This window comes from Actinoplanes sp. CA-142083, assembly GCF_050942195.1.
GTDB lineage: Bacteria > Actinomycetota > Actinomycetes > Mycobacteriales > Micromonosporaceae > Actinoplanes.
Genome location: NZ_CP192076.1, coordinates 9,491,346 through 9,508,173, shown reverse-complemented (window position 1 = coordinate 9,508,173; position 16,828 = coordinate 9,491,346). Strand labels below are relative to the sequence as shown.

At 72.2% G+C, this 16,828-nt stretch carries 15 protein-coding genes and 1 pseudogene; 8 read left to right on the top strand and 8 right to left on the bottom strand.

Annotated elements, in window-relative coordinates; genetic code table 11:
- Positions 1–46: 46 nt before the first annotated feature.
- Both ACQPZX_RS43720 and ACQPZX_RS43715 read left to right on the top strand, forming a co-directional pair.
- A pseudogene (locus ACQPZX_RS43720) lies at positions 47–2,680 on the top strand (NAD-glutamate dehydrogenase domain-containing protein); the annotation flags it as partial.
- A 70-nt stretch (positions 2,681–2,750) separates the two neighbouring features.
- A complete protein-coding gene (locus ACQPZX_RS43715) occupies positions 2,751–4,883 on the top strand; it encodes a heavy metal translocating P-type ATPase (RefSeq protein ID WP_433385827.1) in 2,133 nt (710 codons plus the stop codon).
- 263 nt (positions 4,884–5,146) lie between these two features.
- Here the strand turns inward: ACQPZX_RS43715 and ACQPZX_RS43710 are convergent, their stop codons facing one another.
- The 4 genes from ACQPZX_RS43710 to ACQPZX_RS43695 form a co-directional block, all read right to left on the bottom strand.
- Positions 5,147–5,857, bottom strand: a complete 711-nt coding sequence (locus ACQPZX_RS43710) for a TetR family transcriptional regulator (RefSeq protein WP_433369530.1) — start codon at positions 5,855–5,857, stop codon at positions 5,147–5,149.
- Entirely contained in the window at positions 5,838–6,278 is a 441-nt protein-coding gene (locus tag ACQPZX_RS43705; RefSeq protein WP_433369528.1) for a thiol-disulfide oxidoreductase DCC family protein, read from the bottom strand. Before ACQPZX_RS43705 ends, ACQPZX_RS43710 begins: the two co-directional genes overlap by 20 nt.
- Complete coding sequence (locus tag ACQPZX_RS43700; RefSeq protein ID WP_433369525.1) at positions 6,275–6,706, bottom strand: hypothetical protein; 432 nt, start codon at positions 6,704–6,706, stop codon at positions 6,275–6,277. The genes ACQPZX_RS43705 and ACQPZX_RS43700 overlap by 4 nt, the downstream gene beginning before the upstream one ends.
- Before the next feature lie 86 nt (positions 6,707–6,792).
- Entirely contained in the window at positions 6,793–8,241 is a 1,449-nt protein-coding gene (locus tag ACQPZX_RS43695; protein WP_433369522.1) for a glycoside hydrolase family 3 N-terminal domain-containing protein, read from the bottom strand.
- A 175-nt stretch (positions 8,242–8,416) separates the two neighbouring features.
- Here ACQPZX_RS43695 and ACQPZX_RS43690 point away from each other — a divergent pair, with 175 nt between their 5' ends.
- The 3 genes from ACQPZX_RS43690 (at position 8,417) to ACQPZX_RS43680 (ending at position 11,386) form a co-directional block, all read left to right on the top strand.
- On the top strand, positions 8,417–9,607 hold the full coding sequence (locus ACQPZX_RS43690; protein ID WP_433369520.1) for an ROK family protein: 1,191 nt from the start codon (positions 8,417–8,419) through the stop codon (positions 9,605–9,607).
- Positions 9,608–9,680: 73 nt separating this feature from the next.
- Positions 9,681–10,496, top strand: a complete 816-nt coding sequence (locus ACQPZX_RS43685; protein WP_433369517.1) for an ABC transporter ATP-binding protein — start codon at positions 9,681–9,683, stop codon at positions 10,494–10,496.
- Positions 10,493–11,386, top strand: coding sequence for a ribokinase (locus ACQPZX_RS43680; protein ID WP_433369514.1), 894 nt, complete (start codon positions 10,493–10,495; stop codon positions 11,384–11,386). The genes ACQPZX_RS43685 and ACQPZX_RS43680 overlap by 4 nt, the downstream gene beginning before the upstream one ends.
- Here the strand turns inward: ACQPZX_RS43680 and ACQPZX_RS43675 are convergent, their stop codons facing one another.
- Genes ACQPZX_RS43675 through ACQPZX_RS43660 form a run of 4 tightly spaced genes read right to left on the bottom strand, consistent with a single transcriptional unit; the run spans position 11,387 to position 13,674 of the window.
- Complete coding sequence (locus tag ACQPZX_RS43675) at positions 11,387–12,268, bottom strand: methyl-accepting chemotaxis protein (protein WP_433369511.1); 882 nt, start codon at positions 12,266–12,268, stop codon at positions 11,387–11,389. It lies immediately after the preceding gene.
- A complete protein-coding gene (locus ACQPZX_RS43670; protein WP_433369508.1) occupies positions 12,261–12,788 on the bottom strand; it encodes a PAS domain-containing protein in 528 nt (175 codons plus the stop codon). The genes ACQPZX_RS43675 and ACQPZX_RS43670 overlap by 8 nt, the downstream gene beginning before the upstream one ends.
- Positions 12,789–12,841: 53 nt before the next feature.
- Positions 12,842–13,195: a DoxX family protein gene (locus ACQPZX_RS43665; RefSeq protein ID WP_433369505.1), complete on the bottom strand. Its 354-nt coding sequence runs from the start codon at positions 13,193–13,195 to the stop codon at positions 12,842–12,844.
- Between the two features lie 14 nt (positions 13,196–13,209).
- Complete coding sequence (locus tag ACQPZX_RS43660; RefSeq protein WP_433369502.1) at positions 13,210–13,674, bottom strand: DUF6232 family protein; 465 nt, start codon at positions 13,672–13,674, stop codon at positions 13,210–13,212.
- Between the two features lie 58 nt (positions 13,675–13,732).
- Between ACQPZX_RS43660 and ACQPZX_RS43655 the strand changes: the two genes are divergently transcribed.
- From ACQPZX_RS43655 to ACQPZX_RS43645, 3 genes are read left to right on the top strand one after another with little or no spacing between them, the layout of a single operon-like run.
- A complete protein-coding gene (locus ACQPZX_RS43655) occupies positions 13,733–14,506 on the top strand; it encodes an enoyl-CoA hydratase/isomerase family protein (RefSeq protein WP_433369500.1) in 774 nt (257 codons plus the stop codon).
- A gap of 39 nt (positions 14,507–14,545) precedes the next feature.
- Entirely contained in the window at positions 14,546–15,157 is a 612-nt protein-coding gene (locus ACQPZX_RS43650; protein WP_433369497.1) for a hypothetical protein, read from the top strand.
- Between the two features lie 27 nt (positions 15,158–15,184).
- Positions 15,185–16,825 (top strand): Hsp70 family protein, encoded by a 1,641-nt coding sequence (locus tag ACQPZX_RS43645; RefSeq protein ID WP_433369494.1) that lies wholly within the window; start codon positions 15,185–15,187, stop codon positions 16,823–16,825.
- Positions 16,826–16,828: the final 3 nt, after the last annotated feature.

The window sequence follows — 16,828 nt, the reverse complement described above, 5'->3', positions numbered from 1 at the left end:
GCGCTCGCGGATGGCCGACGAGATCGTCGAGCGGGTCACCGAGCTGCTCGACGGCGTCGAGAGCCTCGACCAGGACCGGATCCTGCGCTCCTACCTGAGGCTCGTGCAGGCCACGCTGCGCACCAGCTTCTTCCAGCGCGGCCCCGACGGCCGCCCGAAGAACTATGTCGCGTTCAAGCTCGACCCCAAGGCGATCCCCGACCTGCCCGAGCCCCGGCCGAAGTACGAGATCTTCGTGTACTCGCCGCGGTTCGAGGGCGTGCACCTGCGCTTCGGCGCGGTCGCCCGGGGCGGCCTGCGCTGGTCCGACCGCCGCGAGGACTTCCGCACCGAGGTGCTGGGCCTGGTCAAGGCGCAGATGGTGAAGAACGCGGTGATCGTCCCGGTGGGCGCGAAGGGCGGGTTCGTCCTCAAGCAGAAGCCGGGCGACCGCGACGAGGCGGTCGAGTGCTACAAGCGCTTCATCACGGCGCTGCTCGACGTCACCGACAACATCCACGCCGGCAAGATCATCCCGCCGCGCGACGTGGTGCGGCACGACGGCGACGACCCGTACCTGGTGGTCGCGGCCGACAAGGGCACCGCCACGTTCTCCGACATCGCCAACGAGATCTCGGTGGGCAAGGACTTCTGGCTGGGCGACGCGTTCGCCAGCGGCGGCTCCGCCGGGTACGACCACAAGAAGATGGGCATCACCGCGCGCGGCGCCTGGGAATCGGTGAAGAAGCATTTCCGCGATCTGGGCGTCGACACCCAGACCGAGGACTTCACGGTGGTCGGCGTCGGCGACATGTCCGGCGACGTCTTCGGCAACGGGATGCTGCTCTCGGAGCACATCCGGCTGGTGGCGGCGTTCGACCACCGGCACATCTTCCTCGACCCCAGCCCCGACGCCGCGACCTCGTTCGCCGAGCGCCGGCGGCTGTTCGATCTGCCGCGCTCGTCGTGGGCCGACTACTCCCGGGAGCTGATCAGCCAGGGCGGCGGCATCTACCCGCGGACGGCCAAGTCGATCCCGGTGACCCCCGAGGTGCGCGCCGCCCTCGACCTCGGCGACGAGACCGCGATCAGCCCGGTCGAGCTGATGCGGGCGATCCTGCGGGCGCCGGTCGACCTGCTGTTCAACGGCGGCATCGGCACGTACGTGAAGTCGGCGTCGGAGACCCACCTCGACGTCGGCGACAAGGCCAACGACGCGATCCGGATCAACGGGTCGCAGCTGCGGGTCAAGGTGGTCGGCGAGGGCGGCAACCTCGGCCTCACCCAGCGCGGGCGTATCGAGTTCGCCCGTTCCGGCGGCCGGATCTACACCGACTTCATCGACAACACGGCCGGCGTCGACTGCTCCGACCACGAGGTCAACATCAAGATCCTGCTGGGCGGGGCGGTCACCGAGGGGGAGCTCAGCGTCCCCGACCGCGACGCGCTGCTGGCCCAGATGACCGACGAGGTCGCGGCCCTGGTGCTGCGCGACAACTACGAGCAGGCGTTCGCGCTCGGCAACGCCCGGGCGCAGGCCCACTCGCTGCTCCCGGTGCACCGGCGGATGCTGACCTCGCTGGAGGAGAGCGGGCAGCTCAACCGGGAGCTCGAGGCGCTGCCCTCGGACGCCGAGCTGGCCGCGCGCTCGGAGGCGGGCGAGGGCTTGACCGCGCCCGAGTTCGCCGTGCTCCTGGCGTACGTGAAGATCTCGCTCGAGCGGGAGGTGCTCGCCGACGAGCTGGTCGACGAGGCCTGGACCAACGACGTGCTCGCGCGCTATTTCCCGACGCCGTTGCGCGAGCGCTTCGCCGGCCGGATGGCCGGCCACCGCCTGCGCCGCGAGATCATCTCGACCGCGCTGGTCAACGAGGTGGTCAACCGCGGCGGCACGTCGTTCGTCTTCCGCGCCATGGAGGAGAGCGGCGCGTCGGCGGCGGACGTGATGCGCGCCTGCATCGTCGTGAGCCAGGCGTACGGGCTGGCCGACATCTGGAAGGCGGCCGAGGCGCTCGACAACAAGGTGCCCACCTCGGCGCAGACGCTGGTCTTCCTGGAGTCGCGGCGGCTGCTCGACCGGGCCGTGCGCTGGCTGGTCAGCACCCGGCGCTCGCCGATCGACGTGACCGGCGAGATCACCAGGCTCGGCACCGGGGTCCGCGACCTGTTGCCGCAGCTGCCGTCGGTGCTGGTCGGCATCGAACGGCGGTCGATGGACGAGCACGTGGCCACGCTGGTCGACAAGGGCGTGCCGATCGACCTGGCCGAGCGGGTGACCTGGGCCAACTACGGTTTCGGGCTGCTCGACGTGCTCACCGCGAGCGCGGCGACCGGGCGCGACGCGACCGAGGTGGCGCGGGTCTACTTCGTGCTGTCCGAGCGGTTCCAGATCGATCAGCTGCTCTCGCACATCTCGAAGCTGCCGCGCGGCGACCGGTGGCAGACGCTGGCCCGGATGGCGCTGCGCTACGACCTGTACGCGGCGCTGGCCGCGCTCACCGTCGAGGTCCTGGAGTCGACGCCGGCCACCGAGACGGCCGAGGAGCGGGTGTCGCAGTGGGAGAGGGTCAACGCGGCGTCGATCGCCCGCGCGTCCAACGCGATGGGCAAGGTCGACGACACGCCCGCCGAGCTGGCCGCTTTGTCCGTTTTGCTGAGGCAGATCCGTACCCTGGTCAAAACCTCCTCCGCCAACTCCTGAAAAGTTGGGGTACCCCAAGGGGGTATAGGGTAGGAACGTGGAACGCGTCATCGAGCTGGAGATCGGCGGCATGACCTGTGCGTCATGCGCCGGCCGTATCGAGAAGAAGCTGAACCGGCTCGATGGCGTGACCGCGACGGTCAACTACGCCACCGAGAAGGCCCGCGCGACGGTGCCTTCCTCGCTGAGCGCGCAAGACCTGATCGCCGTGGTGCAGAAAACCGGCTACACGGCCGCCGAGAAGATCGCCCCGGTCGCGCAGACGTCGGATCCGCTGCGTGACCGGCTGCTGATCTCCGTCGCGCTCAGTGTTCCCGTCATCGTGCTCGCCATGGTGCCCGCCCTGCAGTTCGACTACTGGCAGTGGCTGTCGCTCGTGCTGGCCGCGCCGGTGGTCGTCTACGGCGGCTGGCCGTTCCACCGGGCCGCCTTCGTCAACCTGCGGCACGGCGCGGCCAGCATGGACACGCTGGTCTCGGTCGGCACCCTCGCCGCCTTCGGCTGGTCGGTGTGGGCGCTGTTCCTCGGCGACGCCGGCATGCCCGGCATGACCCACCCGTTCTCGCTCACCGCCCGCGACGGCGACGCCATCTACCTCGAGGCCGCGGCCGGCGTGACCACGTTCCTGCTCGCGGGCCGTTACCTCGAGGCGCGGGCGAAGCGGCGAGCCGGTGACGCGCTGCGCTCACTGCTCGAGCTGGGCGCCAAGACGGTCACCGTGCTGCGGGAGGGCCACGAGCAGCAGATCTCCGCGTCCGGCCTGCGGGTGGGCGATCTTTTCCTGGTACGCCCCGGCGAGAAGGTCGCCACCGACGGCGTGGTGGTCGACGGCGTCTCGGCGCTGGACCTGAGCCTGCTTACCGGCGAGTCCGTCCCCGCCGAGGTGCGGCCCGGCGACCCGGTGACCGGCGCGACCGTGAACACCGGCGGCCGTCTCACGGTCCGTGCCACCAAGGTCGGGGCCGATACCCAGCTCGCCCAGATGGCCAAGCTGGTCGAGGAGGCGCAGACCGGCAAGGCCGCCGTCCAGCGCCTGGCCGACCGCATCTCCGCCGTCTTCGTCCCGGTCGTGATCGCGCTCGCGATCGGCACGCTCGGCTTCTGGCTGGGCACCGGCCACGACACGACCGAGGCCTTCACCGCCGCGGTGGCCGTCCTGATCATCGCCTGTCCCTGTGCGCTCGGCCTGGCCACGCCCACGGCCCTGCTGGTCGGCACCGGCCGCGGCGCCCAGCTCGGCATCCTGATCCGCGGCGTCGAGGCCCTTGAGTCCACCCGCCGGGCCGACACGATCGTCCTCGACAAGACCGGCACCGTGACCACCGGCCGCATGTCCGTGATCGCCGCCGTGGCCCGCGACCCCGATGCCGTCCTCCGGCTGGCGGGCGCGGTCGAGGCCGCCTCCGAGCACCCGCTGGGCCGCGCGATCACCGAGGCGGCCCGTGCCAACGGGGCCGTGCCGCCGGTGACCGACTTCCACGCGACGGCGGGCGTCGGCGTCCGGGGCCGGGTCGAGGGCGTTCTCGTTGAGATCGCGGGCGGCACTCCCGCCGAGCTGTCGCCGCTCTTCCACGTCGGCGACACCGACATCTCGGTCGAGGCAGCGACGTGGGTCGAGGTCCGTGTCGACGGCACGGCATCGGGGTGGCTTGCGCTGGCCGATGCCGTACGTCCGACGAGCGCTGCCGCGATAGCCGCGCTGCGGCGTCTGGGTCTCGAGCCGATGCTGGTGACCGGGGATGCCCCCGAGGTGGCGTCGGCGGTCGCGTCCGAGGTGGGCATCTCGTCGGTCTTCGCGGGGGTCCTGCCGGCCGGCAAGGTGGATGTCGTCAAGCGCCTCCAGTCGGAGGGGCGCGCGGTGGCGATGGTCGGCGACGGGGTGAACGACGCCGCCGCCCTGGTCCAGTCCGACCTGGGGCTGGCGATGGGGGCCGGCACCGACGTGGCGATCCAGGCGTCCGACCTGACCCTGATCCGCAACGACCTGACCGCGGCGGTGGACGCGGTGCGGTTGTCACGCCGCACTCTGGCGATCATCAGGGGAAATCTGTTCTGGGCCTTCGCCTACAACCTGGCCGCCCTGCCGCTGGCCGCGGCCGGCCTGCTGAACCCGATGATCGCGGGAGCGGCGATGGCGTTGAGCTCGATCTTCGTGGTTCTCAACAGCCTGCGGTTGCGCAACTTCCGTCCTGCGGCGGCGTGAGCCGGGCGGCGGGGGAATGCTCCCGTAGACCCGCGTCACCCGGCTCACCGATCTTGTTGCGAGGGCTCGGACCGGTCCCGAAGTCCGAGACCCCGCAACATCCCCAGACCCACCTTCGGGCATAACGCTACGTGCCGGCTTGCTCGGCCCGGAAGCTCCGCGTGAGCAAATTGGCCGTTCGGTCAGGCCAATTTAAACGACAGATACCGAAATTTCCGGGCACTGTGGTATTTGGAGCGCCATATGACGCTCACTCAGGGTGATCAGTCGTCCCGGCGGACGCTGTCGATCAGCGCCAGGATCTGCCGCAGGGCGGGCCGCAGCACGCGCAGCCGCGACAGCGACACCAGCCGGTCGATCAGCGGCACAGCCCCGTCGATCAGGCGCCGGGTGCGCCGCTGATCGGGTGACTTGTCGTAGACCCAGAACAGGATGACGCCCATCCAGCCGAGCCACAGCAGCTCGGGCAGCTCCTTGCGCAGCTCCGGGTCGATCTTGGCGGACGACCCCTCGACGACATCGCGGAAGATCTCGATCGACGCGTCCCGGGCCGGCGACGACTCCCGCGAGAACGGGCTCAACGGCGACGACGGCTCGGCCGCGCTCTTGAAGAACGTCGCCGCGAACGAGTGGTACGGCGCGTTCACGTCGATCCCCGCGTGCAGCACCCCGCGCAGGCGCTCCGCGAAGTCCTGCGATCCGGTCAGCACCGACTCGGAGGCGGCCCGGTGCGCGGCCTGGTTCCGGTCGTAGAACCCCTGGATCAGGTGTTCCTTGGAGTCGAAGTAGTAATACGCGTTTCCGACCGCGACCCCCGCCTCCTTGGCGATCGCCCGCATGGTCGTCTCCGCATATCCCCTCTCCCGGAACAGCCGGAGCGCCGTCTCGAGGATCAGCTGCCGCGTCTGCTCGCCGCGGGCCCGCCGCGCGGGCGGCGTCGGCTCGTCGCCGGATTCAGTGGCAGCGGTCGTCACATTGGTCACCGTAGTCGCCGTCCATCGGTTCGGGGACGCGCACTGCCTCCCGCACCGCCGATGCCGCTGCGATGAATGTCCGCGCCGCCGGCAGCATCCGTGGCGTCGACAACCGGAGTGCCGCCGCCCGATAGTCCACGAGCGCCCACAGGCACGCCAGCCAGGCCCCGTCGCCCATGTAGTAGGCGCCGTCGTCCGCGATCACGGTGAGGTCCTTCAAGGTGGCCGCGTGGTCGAGCCCGGGAAACAGCGACCGCGCCTCGGCCGACCCCGCCGGCACGAAGGCCAGCGGCACCAGTTGCGCCCGCCCGGCCAGCCACTTCCGCGCGGCGCGGCACACCGGGCACCGCGCGTCGAACAGAACCGTGAAGGACCCGACTCGGCCGCCCTCGTGAGCGGCCGAGCCGGCGTACTCCCTCATGCCTGCGCCGGCGGCGGCATCGGCGGCCGCTGCGGGTGCATCGGCAGCCGCCCGGTCGGCGGCAGCGGCGGCTGTCCCTGCTGGCCGCGGATCCGGGTCCGGCGGTAGCGGCCGAGGAAGTAGACGTTGCAGAAGTGCAGGACGCCCAGCACCAGCAGCACCAGCCCGATCTTCATGGAGAAGACCTCGAGCGCCTCGCCGGTGTCGGCCACCGTCGCGCTCGATCGCATGGCGAACGCCACGTAACCGAGGTTCAGCAGGTAGAAGCCCATCACCAGCAGCTGGTTGACGGCGCGGGCGAGCCGCTCGTCCTCGAAGACGTCGGCGAGGAAGACCAGGCCGTTGCGGGCGAGCGTGGTCGCCACCCACACGGTCAGTCCCACGCTGACGGCCAGGTAGAGCAGGTACATCCAGACCTTCGGGTCCATGAGGACCGCCCTTCTCGAACATGTTCAACTTGTGGCCCCAGCCTAGGGCACAAGTTTGAACACGTTCAAGTAGAACGGAGAGTGACTCAGGACGCAGTCAGCCCGAGCGCCTCGGCCGCCGCCCGCCCGTTGGCCAGACTCGCGCCGTGCGTGGTGACGAAGGCCCGGGACCCGGCCGGCCGCCACGACGACGGCCAGCCCATCTCCACCACCCCGACGGTGTGCGCCGCGGCCAGCTTCTCCACCAGCGAGCGCGTCTCCGGCGCCCGGTGCAGGTGCCGGCCCACCACCACGATCGGGCGCCCGGCGGCCTGTTCGATCAGCGCCGACGCCGAGGTCGAGAAGGCCGCCACTTCGACCTGCTCGGTCCCGTTCAGGTGTGGCCGCAGGCCCCAAGGCACCCGGCCCTCGGCGATCGAGTACCCCGAGCTCACCTGCACCACCAGCGGCGATTCGAGGCCGGCCAGCGACCCTTCCACCCGCACCGCGCGCCGGGCGGCCGCTACTCCCAGGCCCGCGTCGTGGTCACCCCGGGCGTGGGGCGTCGCGCTCCACCGAGCCATTTCCGCCGTACGGGACACCGCGGCCTCCAACCTGCTCGGGGCCAGCCGCCCGTCCCCGACCGCGGCGATGATCTCGTCGACGATCGCCGACACCAGCTCCGCGTCCACCTGCGCGCCGACGCACAGCAGATCGGCTCCCGCCGCGAGTGCCCGCACCGCCGCCTGCGGAATCCCGCCGGCCGCCAGCGCCGCGCCCTTCATCTCCAGCGCGTCCGTGACGATCACGCCCCGGAAGCCGTACTCGCCGCGCAGCACGTCGGTGAGCGCGAACCGGCTGAACGTCGCCGGATCGTCCCCGGTCAGCGCCGGCACCCGGATGTGGGCCGTCATGATCGCCCGCGCCGACAAAGCGGCGGCGAACGGCGGCAGGTCCCGCTCGCGCAGCACCGACAGCGGCGCGTCCACGGTCGGGAGCTCGAGATGCGAGTCGGCGAGCGTCGCGCCGTGCCCGGGGAAGTGCTTCGCGCAGGCCGCCACCCCGGCCGACTGCAGGCCCTCGACCGCGGCCCGCGCGTGCCGGGCCACCAGCAGCGGCGACGCCCCGAACGACCGGGTTCCGATGATCGGGTTGTCGTCCGCCGTGTTCACGTCGACGGTCGGCGCCAGGTCGAGGTTGACGCCCGCGTCGGCGAGGTCGGCCCCGATCGCCGCGTACACCCGGGCGGTCAGCTCGACGTCGTCCACCACGCCGAGGGCCGCGTTGCCGGGGTACGGGCTGCCGGTCCGATGCCCGAGCCGGGTGACGTCCCCGCCTTCCTCGTCGATGGCGATCAGCGCGTCAGCCCGTGCGGACCGCAGCGCGGCGGTGAGCGCTGCCACCTGCGTACGGGAATCGATGTTGTATCCGAAGAGCGTGTGTCCCGCGAGCCCGTCGCCCAGCAGGTCGAGGGCCCAGCCGGGCGCCTCGAAGCCGGGAAACGCGGCCAGCAGGGTGCCGAGGGCGAGACGGCGCAGGCCCTGGTCGATCGCCATGGTTGTCCTTCCGATGACGCAACTCTGGCTCAGCGTGCCCGCGAGCTGCCATGATCGCTCCGAGTCGATGGCGTGTGCTGCGGACGGCGACGATGCCGACCGTTACGCTGCGGTCACGACTTCGGGGGCTCGGTAACCTAACTGGAAACAATCCTAAATACTAGGGGTAGTAGACATGGCCGCCACCCGCCTTCCGGGCACACCTCGGCTGCTGCGCGCACTCAACGACCGCGCGGCCCTCGAGCTGCTGCTCGCGCGAGGTCCGCTGACCCGCGCGCAGCTCGGCGAGATGACCGGCCTCAGCAAGGTCACCGCGTCCCAGCTCGTCGAGCGCCTCGAGCAGCGCGGCCTCGTGCGCCGCGTCGGCGAGCAGGCCGGCGGCCGCGGGCCCAACGCCCAGCTCTACGCCGTCACTCCGGGTAGCGCGCACGTGATCGGCGTCGACGTCGGGCCCGAGCGGGTCGTCGCCGCCTGCGCCGACATCACCGGCGCGATCGTCAGCCGAGTCGAGCAGTCCACCAAGGACACCGACGACCCGGTCGGCGTCGTGCACAACGCGGTGGTCCAGGCCGCCGCCGAGGCCGGCACCGACATGAGCTCGGTGCGCCGGGTCGTGCTCGGCACCCCCGGCCTGGTCGACCCGGAGAGCGGCGAGATCTCCTTCGCGTGGGACCTGCCCCGCTGGCACCGCGGCCTGCTCGACGACCTGCGCCGCGACCTGAGCACCCCGGTCGTCTTCGGCAACGACGTCAACCTGGCCGCGCTCGCCGAGCAGAGCACCGGCGCGGCCAAGGGCGCCACCGACTTCGTACTGATCTGGATCGGCCGCGGCGTCGGCCTGGCCAGCGTCATCGGCGGCAAGCTCCACCAGGGTGCGACCGGCGCGGCCGGCGAGATCGGCTACCTGCCGGTGTCCGGCGCCGAGGTGCCCCGCCACCAGGGCAAGCGCTCGCAGAAGGGCGGCGTGCGCGGCGGCTTCCAGACGGTGGCCGGCGCCGACGCGGTCAAGGCGATCGGCAAGAAGTACGGCTTCCGCGGCAACGAGGCGTCCGACGTGATCCGGTCGGCGGTCGCCGCCGGGGCGGCCGGCGACCAGGTCCTCGACGAGCTGGCCGAGCGGCTGGCCGTCGGCGTGGCCGCGACCTGCGTGGTCCTCGACCCGCCGCTGGTGGTGCTGGCCGGCGAGGTGAGCCAGGCCGGCGGCCCCGGTCTGGCCGAGCGTGTCGAGCGCGAGGTGGCGGCCATCACCCTGGTGTCCCCCAAGGTGGTGATCACCGGAGTCGAGTCCGAGCCGGTGCTGCACGGCGCCCTGCACACGGCCCTCGACGCGGTACGCGACGAGGTGTTCGGGTCGACCACCGGGTGACCCCGTCCGAGCGCCCCGCCCGCCACCCAAAGCCGGACTGAAGGCCATCCCAGCCGCGTGATTTGATGGTCCCGTGCTGGAACCTGCCGTGCGAATCCCGCCCCACGACGACACCGTCATCGCCTTCGACCGCGTCAGCGTGATCCGGAGTGGCAACTTTCTGGTCCGCGGCCTCTCCTGGCAGGTGGAGCTGGACGAGCGGTGGGTGGTCCTCGGCCCCAACGGCGCCGGCAAGACGACCTTGCTCAACCTGGCCGCGGGCCGGTTGCACCCGTCCCGCGGCACGGCCTACGTGCTCGGCGAGCGCTTGGGCCGCACCGATGTCAACGAGCTGCGCACCCGCATCGGCCTGTCCACCGGCCAGTTCGGCGAGCGGGTGCCGCCCACCGAGCGCGTGATCGACGTGGTGGTCACGGCGGCCTGGTCGGTGGTGGGCCGCTGGCGCGAGTCGTACGACCCGATGGACGAGGCCCGGGCCCGGCAGCTGCTCACGCAGCTCGGCATGGGCGCGCTGCTCGAGCGCGAGTTCGGCACGCTCTCCGAGGGCGAGCGCAAGCGGACGCTGATCGCCCGCGCGCTGATGACCGACCCCGAGCTGATGCTGCTCGACGAGCCCAGCGCCGGCCTCGACCTCGGCGGCCGGGAGGACCTGATCGGCCGCCTCACCGAGCTGGCGCTCGACCCCGACTCGCCGGCCATGGTGCTGGTCACCCACCACGTCGAGGAGATCCCGCCCGGCTTCACCCACGGCATGCTGCTGCGCGAGGGCACGATCGTCGCCGCCGGCCCGCTCGGCGAGGTGATGACCGCCGGCAACCTCACCAAGACCTTCGGCATGCCGCTGACCGTCGACCGCTTCGGCGACCGCTACACCGCCCGGGCCGCGTGATGGCGCCGCGCATCGTGGTGGCCGGCAGCGCCAACATGGATCTGGTCGGCATCGCCGAGCGGCTGCCGCTGCCCGGCGAGACCGTGCTCGGCGACGACTTCGTGATGATGCCCGGCGGCAAGGGCGCCAACCAGGCGATCGCCGCCTCCCGGGCCGGCGGCCACGCGGTCTTCCTCGGCGCGATCGGCTCCGACTCGTTCGGCGTCACGCTCAACGCGCGCCTCAACGCGGCCGGCGTCGACACCGGCCACCTCCGCACCGCCTACGGCGCCTCCGGCGTGGCCGTGATCATGGTGGATCGGGCGGCGGAGAATTCGATCCTCGTCGCCCCCGGCGCCAACAGCATGTTCACCGACCTGACCGGCGACGAGGAGCGGGTCATCGCCGGCGGCGACGTGCTGCTCTGCCAGCTCGAGATCCCGATCGACACGGTCGCCGCCGCCTGCAAGGCCGCCCGCGCCGGCGGCACCCGCACGATCCTCAACGCCGCGCCGGCCCGCGAGCTGCCGTCCGACCTGCTCGCCGACGTCGACCTGCTGGTGGTCAACGAGGTCGAGGCCCAAACCATCACCGGCTCGGAACGCCCCGACATGGCCGCCCTGCTGGCCCTCGTGCCGCGGGTCGTGCTCACCCTGGGCGGCGCCGGATCCCGCTACGCCGAGCGCGACGGCCGCGACGAGACCGTGCCCGCGTTCCCGGTCGAGGCGACCGACACCACTGCGGCCGGCGACGCCTTCACCGCCGCGCTCGCGGTGGCCTGGGGCGAGGGCCGCGACCTGATGGAGGCGGTGCGCTGGGCGAACGCGGCGGGCGCCGCCTGCGTCCGCAAGCTCGGCGCCTCGAACGCCCTGCCCACCCGCGACGAGATCGACGAGCTCTACACGAGCTAGTCAGTTCTGCCGGGCGGTCTCCACGAATCGGCTGACCTCGCCGCGCAGCACCTCGGCCAGCTGGGACAGGCCGTCCATGCCGTGCCCGCCGTCGACCGCGGCGGCGATGCCGTTGGTCAGCCCGCTCATCTCCCGGATGCTCTCGGTGACCTTCTCCAGCACCGCGATCGCGTCGGCGGCCACCTCCTGCACCTTGTTGACGTGTCCCATGATCTCGCCGCTCGAGCCGCTGGTCTCGTCGGCCAGCGACTTGACCTCGCCGGCCACCACCCCGAAGCCGAGCCCGGCCTCGCCGGCCCGGGCCGCCTCGATGGTCGCGTTCAGCGCCAGCAGCCGGGTCTGCTTGGCCACCTGGTTGATCAGGTCGACCGCGCTGAGGATCTGGTCGGCCGCCGTGCGCAGCGAGGTCACGGTCTCGAGCCCGCGCTCGGCCTCGGTGACCGCGGCCCGGGCGAAGTCGGCGAGCCCGTTGGCCGAGGCGCCCATCTCGGTGGCGGCCGTGGCCACCTGCTCCGAAACGTGCAGCACCGCGTTCTCCAGCTCGTCGGCGAGCCGCAACCGGGCCGCGTTGGCCTCGTCGAGGCGGTCGGCGCTGGCGCTCATCGCCGCGATCGAGGCGGAGATCTGCTCGGCCGCGCCGCGGTAGGCGCCGTGCAGGCCGCGCGTGAGGATGCGCCGGTGGAACCGTCCCTCGGCGGCCGCGGACGAGGCGGCGCCGGCCTCCCGGACGAACGCGTCGGCGATGTCGAGCACACCGTTCAGCGCGGTGCGGCACTCGGCCGCGGCGGCCGTGTCGCCCAGCGGTGGCAGCCGGGCCTCCAGGTCGCCGGCCGCCGCCCGCTTGCACACCTCGGCGATGACCAGCAGCGTCGGCTCATCCATTGGTGACCGCCCAGACGAACTCGTCGTAGGTGCGCCCGTCCAGCTCGTCCTGCAGCGCCTGCCAGCCCGCCTCGACCGCGGCCGGCGTGGATGCCTGCCGGCCCTCGACCGCGCGCACCCGGTCGTAGACCTGCTTGACCGCCGTGACCGACGACGGGTCCGGCCGCCGCCGGTTGGAGTGGTAGCCGACGTGCCGGCCGTTCGCGTCGTGCGAGGGCGTGACGTGCGCGAACACCCAGTAGTGCGCGCCGTCGGCGGCGAGGTTCAGCACGTACGCGAAGATCTCCTGCCCCTGGCCGACGGTGTCCCAGAGCAGCTTGAACACGGCGCGCGGCATCTCCGGATGCCGGATGATGTTGTGCGGCTGCCCGAGCGCCTGCTCCTCGGTCAGCGCCGAGACACGCAGAAAGACCTCGTTCGCGTACGTGAGGATGCCGCGGGGGTCGGTCTTGGTCACGATGATCTCGTCCAGGCCGAACGTGCGCTCTACCCCGGTCGGCCGGATGTGGGTCGCTCGCATGATGGATAGATCGTCCCGAACCGGCCGACTCCGCGCGGCCGGAACGGCGGAAATCAGCGGGCGACGCGGCGCGCCCAGAGCACGAGCGGCACCTGCAGCGGCAGCCGGCCGAAGGCGATGGCCCGCTTGACCGGCGAAGCGTGCCGCCAGTCCGCCGCCATCTTGACGTTGGCCGGGAAGACCGCGACGAACAGCGCCGCGGCGGCCGTGGCGCCGAGCTTGCGGGTGCGCGGGCAGGCGACCGCCGCGGCCACGGCGAGCTCGGCCGCGCCACTCAGATAGGTCCACGTGCGCGGCGACCCCGGCAGCGAGCGCGGCACGATCGAGTCGTACGGCTTGGGCGTCAGGAAGTGCAGCGTTCCCGAGGCGGCCAGCAGCCCCGCGAGCCCGGCGGCGTCCTTCTTCATGGGCCGTGATGCTACTAGCGGGTAACCCGGCTTGGCTCCAGGGCTCGCTGAAGCGCCCGGTAGATGCGGCCGAAGCGGGCGGCGTCCGCCGTGCTCAGCAGCAGCACGTCGCCCTGCCGGGTGCGGACCCAGATCTCCCGCCGCCGGCTGCCCCGGTCGTAGGACCGGTCCACGTGCTCGAGCAGCACGTCGGCCAGCGGCGCGGCGGCCAGCCCGATCAGGATCCCGCCGCCGATCAGCCCGGCCGTGACCGCGACCGACGCGTGCGCCACCAGGGCGATCCCCACGCCGAGCGCGCCGACCATCAACGGCAGCAGCATCGCCACGCCGAGAGCGCCTCGCCCGGCAATCGTTCCCCATGACCTGCGCCCGCGTGTGTGCCACACCTGGCGCAGCTCGACCAGGGCGTATTCACGGCCGTTCATCCGGACCCCGGCGGAGGTGACCTCGACGTCACTATCCCGGTAGTAGGTGGTCATTTACTCTCCGTACCCGTCGTAGGCTTCCGCTTAACCAACACTCAGGGAGGCGTGTTTCGTGGGCGAGTTCGTGACGCTGGAGACCACCGACGGCATCGGCACCATCCGGATCGATCGGCCCCCGATGAACCCTCTCAACACCCTGGTACAGGAAGAGCTTAGAGAGGCCGCGCATTCCGCCGCCGGATCCGCCGAGGTCAAGGCGGTCATCGTGTACGGCGGGGAGAAGGTCTTCGCGGCCGGCGCCGACATCACCGAGTTCACCGAGCTCAGCTACCAGGACATGGCCCTTCGGGCGGGCGCGCTCTCCGGCGCCTTCGACTCGATCGCCAAGATCCCCAAGCCGACTGTGGCGGCAATCACCGGTTACGCCCTCGGTGGTGGCTGCGAGCTGGCGCTGGCCTGCGACTGGCGGGTGGTGGCCGACGACGCCAAGCTCGGCCAGCCCGAGATCCGGCTGGGCCTGATCCCCGGCGCCGGCGGCACCCAGCGGCTGGCCCGGCTGGTCGGCCCGGCCCGCGCCAAGGATCTGATCTTCTCGGGCCGCATGGTCGACGCCGAGGAGGCGCTGCGCATCGGCCTGGCCGACCGGGTCGCCCCCGCCGCCGAGGTCTACGCCACCGCCCAGGCTCTGGTCCGCCCGTTCGTGACCGGCCCGTCGATGGCTCTGCGCGCCGCCAAGCAGGCGATCGACGCCGGCCTGAGCATGGATCTCGCCGCCGGGCTGGCGCTGGAGTCGCAGTTGTTCGCGTCGCTGTTCGCCACCGACGACCGGGTCGAGGGCACCACCGCCTTCGTCGCGAAGCGTAAACCCACGTTTACGGGCCGCTGATCTCGCTTCCATCGATCACGTGCCATAAAGTCCGTCGTTGTGGAGTCGTTACCCGCTGCGGGCACGATGCGCCGCACCGTGCGCGTGGCGGTCGCTCTCGTCGTCGGCCAGGCGCTGCTCTGCGCGCTGATCGGCTGGCTCACCCTCGGTCGCGGTGACGGCTCGCCGGCCACGGTCGACCAGATGGCCGCGCCGCCGGTCGCGCCGCCCACCGCCACCAGTCGCTACGCCGTGCCCACCGGGGTGGCGACCACGTCCGCGTCCCCGCCGGCGACGCCCGGCCGCAAGACCGCGGATCGCAAGGCCGCCGCGACGCCCGCCCGCACCGCCGCGCCCGCCCCGGAGCCACCGCCCGCCCGCGGCACCGGGACCGGCACGGGGACCGGGGTCGCCGTGCCGCCCGGCGCGAGCAGCAGCGTGGTCCCGCCGGCGCCCGCCGAGCCGGACCCGACGATCGTGGTCACCACGACCACTCCTCCCGGCCGGGCGCTCTTCCCGCCGATGCCGTCGCCGACCGTCACCGTGGTGCCCGGCCCGGTCACCGTCGGCGACCGCTGCCTGCCCGAAGGGGCGTTCGCCCGCACCGCCGACGGTGACCTGGTTCGCTGTGTGCGCACGTGGCGTCACCGCCCGCGCTGGAAGATCGTCTAGGCGACGGCACCCCCTAGACTCTCCGTCATGGCCACTGACCCTGGGGGCCCGAAGCGGCACGCCCTCGGCGTGGACTTCGGGACGTCCAACACCGTCGCGGTGGCGCGCTGGCCCGACGGCCGCGCGCGCCCGATCCTGGTCGACGGCTCGCCCCTGCTGCCCTCGGCCGTGTTCGCCGAGGCCGGCGGCACTTTGGCGGTCGGCCGCGACGCCGTGCACAGCGCCCGCCTCGACCCGGCCCGCTTCGAGCCCAACCCCAAGCGGCGCATCGACGACGGCCTGGTTCTGCTGGGCGAGCAGGAATTCCCGATCGTCGATCTGATCGCGGCCGTCCTGGCCCGGGTCGCCGAGGAGTGGCACCGCGCGGTCGGCCCGGTGCGCCCCGAAGTCACCCTCACCTGCCCGGCCACCTGGGGCGCGGCCCGCCGCACGCTTCTCGCCGAGGCGGCGGCCCGGGCCGGGCTCGAGGGCGCCCGCCTGGTCGCCGAGCCGGTCGCCGCCGCCACCTACTTCGCTGAGATCCTCGGCCGCGACGTGCCGATCGGCTCGGTCGTCGTCGTGCACGACTTCGGCGCCGGCACGTTCGACGCCAGCGTGGTCGCCCGCAACGCCGGCGGCTTCGAGGTGATGGCGGTCGACGGCCGCGACGACATCGGCGGCCTCGACGTGGACGCGGCGATCGTCGAGCACCTGCGCACCGACGAGTGGCAGCGCATCCTCGAGCCCACCACGGTCGAGGAGAGGCGCGCCCGCCGCCAGCTCTGGGACGACGTGCGCATCGCCAAGGAGCGGCTGTCACGCGCCCAGTCCGCCGACTTCGTGGTGCCGCTGCTCGACACCGAGGTCCACCTGACCCGCGACGAGCTGGAGAAGCTGGCCCGGCCGGTGCTCGACCAGACCGTGCGGGTCACGAAGAAGCTGATCGAGTGGGCCGATCTGCCCGAGGGCCGGCTGGCCGGGGTTTTCCTGGTCGGCGGCGCGAGCCGGATCCCGCTGGTCGCGACCCTGCTGCACCGTGAGCTCGGCGAGGCGCCGGTGGCGATCGAGCAGCCCGAGCTGGTGGTCGCCGAGGGCAGCATCCTGGCCGACGCCGCCCTGCTGACCACCGGCGCGGCCGCGCCCGGCCCCACGGCCGAGCTGAGGCTGGTGTCGCACGGCCGTCCCGAGGCGGAGACCGTGCGGGTGGCGAAGGCGACGCTCCAGGTGCCGGGCACGACCGGGTTGCAGCCTGCCGTCGACCCGTGGCCGGATGCCGATCACGGGCACTGGGTGCCGGACCCGCAGGCCACGGTCGCGACCGCAAAACCGCGTTTCGACGGTGCTCCGCCCGTACGGAATAAGCCGGAGAAACCACCGCTGAGCGACACCCGGGCGATGTCGCCGGTGAAGGCAGTGAGCCGGCCCGTCTCCCCGCCGCCGCAAGTGACGCCGCTGCCTCGCACCCGTCAGGTCACGCAGCGGCCGCCGGCGCCCCCGAAGCGCAAGCCACGACGGCGTCGCGGAGGTTTCCTGCGCTTCCTTCAGATCATGCTGAGCGTCGTCGTGATGATCGTGGTGCCGCTGATCGCGCTGGTGGTGGCGTATGGGTACGGCAACGCGGATCCGCTGACGACCGACGCGGAAAACCTCGTGAAGGACATCGCCCACCTCCTCGGGATCCGAGACTGATTC

Bases quoted from the DNA above. Each gene is read 5' to 3' on its own strand.
- ACQPZX_RS43705 (WP_433369528.1), bottom strand. From the start codon at position 6,278: ATGAGGGAGTACGCCGGCTCGGCCGCTCACGAGGGCGGCCGAGTCGGG.
- ACQPZX_RS43665 (WP_433369505.1), bottom strand. From the start codon at position 13,195: ATGAAGAAGGACGCCGCCGGGCTCGCGGGGCTGCTGGCCGCCTCGGGA.
- ACQPZX_RS43645 (WP_433369494.1), top strand. From the start codon at position 15,185: ATGGCCACTGACCCTGGGGGCCCGAAGCGGCACGCCCTCGGCGTGGAC.
- ACQPZX_RS43690 (WP_433369520.1), top strand. From the start codon at position 8,417: ATGGCCGCCACCCGCCTTCCGGGCACACCTCGGCTGCTGCGCGCACTC.
- ACQPZX_RS43700 (WP_433369525.1), bottom strand. From the start codon at position 6,706: ATGGACCCGAAGGTCTGGATGTACCTGCTCTACCTGGCCGTCAGCGTG.
- ACQPZX_RS43695 (WP_433369522.1), bottom strand. From the start codon at position 8,241: ATGGCGATCGACCAGGGCCTGCGCCGTCTCGCCCTCGGCACCCTGCTG.
- ACQPZX_RS43715 (WP_433385827.1), top strand. From the start codon at position 2,751: ATGACCTGTGCGTCATGCGCCGGCCGTATCGAGAAGAAGCTGAACCGG.
- ACQPZX_RS43670 (WP_433369508.1), bottom strand. From the start codon at position 12,788: ATGCGAGCGACCCACATCCGGCCGACCGGGGTAGAGCGCACGTTCGGC.
- ACQPZX_RS43675 (WP_433369511.1), bottom strand. From the start codon at position 12,268: ATGGATGAGCCGACGCTGCTGGTCATCGCCGAGGTGTGCAAGCGGGCG.
- ACQPZX_RS43660 (WP_433369502.1), bottom strand. From the start codon at position 13,674: ATGACCACCTACTACCGGGATAGTGACGTCGAGGTCACCTCCGCCGGG.